A 2,752-nucleotide genomic window follows, 5' to 3' on the forward strand; every position below is an offset into this window, starting at 1 on the left:
CACCACAGAGCTGTCGCTGCGAGTGGATGCTGACATCTTAGATTTCCAAGGTCATTTCAATCACTTCCCTCTTTTACCCGGCGTCACTCAAATTGATTGGGCGCTGTTCTACGCCGTTCAACATTTGAATACTCCCAAGGTATTTAAAGGAATGGAAGTCATCAAATTTCAAGAGCCGATTCTGCCAAACGCCGACGTTTGCCTCTCACTCTCTTGGGACAATGAGCGCGAGAAATTGACCTTTAAGTACACATCGAAAAACGGTGAAACCTTGGTGACTCACTCTTCAGGCAAAATGAAACTGGGTGAGTCACGTGAGTGATTATCGCCCCTGCTTTTTAATTCCTTGCTACAACCACGGCAGCACAATTGCAGACGTGGTTGCGTCGTTATCCTCTTTCGCTTTGCCAGTGCTGGTCGTGGACGACGGCAGCAATGAAGACACCAAACAAGCGCTTTCTGCTTTGAGTGAGCAAGGGCTGATAAAACTGATTAGTTTGAGAGAAAACCAAGGCAAAGGTGGCGCTGTGATGGCAGGCCTACATCAAGCTCACCAACTTGGTTTTACGCACACCATTCAAATCGACGCAGATGGTCAGCACGACCTAGAAGCATTGCCGAAATTGCTCAGCGCCAGCGAAACAAAACCAGATAACCTGATTTCGGGCCAACCGATATACGACGAGAGCGTACCCAAATCCCGTTTGTATGGTCGCTACGCTACACACGTTTGGGTGTGGATAGAAACCTTGTCACTGTCTATCAAAGACAGCATGTGCGGTTTTCGCGCCTACCCAGTGGCGAAAACGGTCGCCGTGTTGAACAAGTACAGCATCGGCAAACGCATGGATTTTGATATCGAAATTCTAGTGCGAATGTATTGGGAAGGCGTCGACATTGATTTTGTTCCAACGCGCGTGATCTACCCTGAAGGTGGCATTTCCCACTTCGACGCATTGTGGGACAACGTCAAGATAAGCTGGATGCACACTCGCCTATTTTTTGGCATGTTGCCGCGCATTCCTTCGCTACTCGCCAGAAAGCACAGTCACACAGACGACAGCAATGCCCACTGGTCGAAACGAAAAGAACAAGGCACGATTTTAGGCATCAAAACCTTGCTCGCGGTTTACCGCTTGTTCGGTAGAAAAGCGTTCGACCTGATTTTAAAGCTAGTCATGCGCTACTACCACTTCACGGGTAAATCTGCCCGTGAAGCGTCTGAGGTTTACCTGAACAACTTACAGCACTACGCAGCGCAGCAGAACATCGCACTGCCAAAGCAGTTGGACAGCTATCATCATCTGCTTTCCTTTGGGCGTACCATGCTCGACAAACTGGCAGCATGGCAAGGTGACTTTAACGTCGATAACCTAACCATTCACGGCCAGCATCATTTCGAAGAGATGGCGCAGAAAAAACAAGGTGTGCTCATATTAGGCTCGCACCTTGGCAATATCGAACTCTGCCGCGCGCTTGGTCGTCGACACTCTCATGTCAAAATCAACGCCTTGGTATTTACCCAACACGCTGAACAATTTAATGCGGTAATGAAGGCGGTAAACCCAAACTCGGAACTGAATTTGATTCAAGTCAGCTCAATGGGACCAGACACCGCGATTCTGCTTCAACAAAAAATCGAGCAAGGCGAATGGGTGGTGATCGTTGGCGATCGCACTTCCACCAGCAAAGAAAATCGTGTCGTTTGGGCAGATTTTCTTGGTAAACCTGCCCCATTCCCGCAAGGCCCATTCATGCTGGCCTCGGTATTAAAAGCGCCGGTTTATCTACTCTTCGGCCTACGCGACGATGAAGCAAACACTCCGCATTTTAATGTGTACTTTGAACACTTTAGTGACCAAATCACGCTACCGCGCAAGGAGCGTCAGCAGGCACTAGAACGCGTTGTTCAACAGTACGCACACAGATTAGAACACCACACACTGCAAGCGCCGTTACAGTGGTACAACTTTTTTAACTTCTGGACTTTAAGTAATCAGCCACATGACAAACAACAATAATCACAACATCACTTTTGGTGCCCAATCTTTAACCATCGAAGATGTCGTTGCCATTGCTCAAGGTGCAAAAGCAAGCATGAACACCTCGCCAGAATTTACCGCGAAAATTGATCGTGGCGTGGCGTTTCTGGAACGATTACTGAAAGAAGAAGGCGTTATTTACGGCGTGACCACGGGTTACGGCGATTCATGTACTGTGGCGATTCCACCCGCTCTTGTGGATGAACTTCCGTTGCACCTTACACGCTTCCATGGTTGTGGCTTAGGTCAAATCCTTTCTCATGAGCAAGCTCGTGCGGTGCTAGCAACACGTTTATGTTCATTGTCGCAAGGCGTATCTGGCGTGTCTCACGATCTGTTGAACCAAATCGTTACGCTTATCAACCACGACATTGCGCCGCGTATTCCACAGGAAGGCTCGGTGGGCGCAAGTGGCGATTTAACGCCTCTGTCGTACCTAGCGGCGACCTTGATTGGCGAGCGTGAAGTACTTTACAAAGGCGATGTGCGATCAACACAAGAAGTGTTTTCAGAACTGGGCATTGAGCCAATTCGCCTAAAACCAAAAGAAGGTTTGGCGTTAATGAACGGTACATCCGTGATGACTGCTCTCGCCTGTCTTGCCTACAAACGCGCAGAATACCTAGCTCAGCTTTGCACCAAGATTACCGCGATGGTCTCTGTGGGTATGCAAGGTAATGACTTCCACTTTGATGAAGCGTTGTTTGCGG

General features: G+C 48.7%; 3 protein-coding genes. All 3 read left to right on the forward strand.

The window, feature by feature from the left end; all coding sequences use genetic code 11:
* Positions 1 to 10: 10 nt before the first annotated feature.
* A complete protein-coding gene (locus tag IQR33_RS29240) occupies positions 11 to 322 on the forward strand; it encodes a 3-hydroxyacyl-ACP dehydratase (protein WP_228014216.1) in 312 nt (103 codons plus the stop codon).
* Positions 315 to 2,021 (forward strand): glycosyltransferase family 2 protein, encoded by a 1,707-nt coding sequence (locus IQR33_RS29245; RefSeq protein WP_193837660.1) that lies wholly within the window; start codon positions 315 to 317, stop codon positions 2,019 to 2,021. The genes IQR33_RS29240 and IQR33_RS29245 overlap by 8 nt, the downstream gene beginning before the upstream one ends.
* On the forward strand, positions 2,005 to 2,752 hold a 748-nt coding region (locus tag IQR33_RS29250), incomplete at its 3' end, for an aromatic amino acid ammonia-lyase (RefSeq protein WP_193844277.1). The genes IQR33_RS29245 and IQR33_RS29250, both read left to right, overlap by 17 nt.

It is taken from the genome of Vibrio sp. OPT46 (assembly GCF_015163535.1).
Taxonomy (GTDB): domain Bacteria; phylum Pseudomonadota; class Gammaproteobacteria; order Enterobacterales; family Vibrionaceae; genus Vibrio; species Vibrio alginolyticus.